This is a genomic window from Paraburkholderia sediminicola, assembly GCF_046026895.1.
Classification (GTDB): Bacteria; Pseudomonadota; Gammaproteobacteria; order Burkholderiales; family Burkholderiaceae; genus Paraburkholderia; species Paraburkholderia sediminicola_C.
This window is the reverse complement of the sequence record NZ_JAQQEU010000312.1, coordinates 1-304: the sequence shown is the minus strand read 5'-3', so window position 1 is coordinate 304 and position 304 is coordinate 1. Positions and strand designations below refer to the sequence as shown.

At 68.1% G+C, this 304-nt stretch carries 1 pseudogene; it reads left to right on the top strand.

Annotated elements, in window-relative coordinates:
* Nucleotides 1–304 (top strand): annotated as a pseudogene (locus PQR02_RS40910) (formate dehydrogenase subunit alpha); the annotation flags it as partial.

Sequence of the window (304 nt, the reverse complement as noted above, 5' to 3'; positions counted from 1 at the left end):
CACGCCGCACGTGAAGGCGTCGCATCACCTGCAATTGCGGCCGGGCACCAACGTCGCGGTGGTCAATGCCCTCGCGCATGTGATCGTCACCGAGGGACTGGTGGACGAAGCGTTCGTCGCCGAGCGCTGCGAAACGCGCGCGTTCGAGCAGTGGCGCGATTTCGTCGCGCTGCCGGAGAACGCGCCGGAAGCGACAGAGGAACTCACCGGCGTGCCCGCCGCATCCATCCGCGAAGCCGCCCGCATCTATGCCACCGGCGGTAACGCCGCGATCTACTACGGCCTCGGCGTCACCGAACACGCG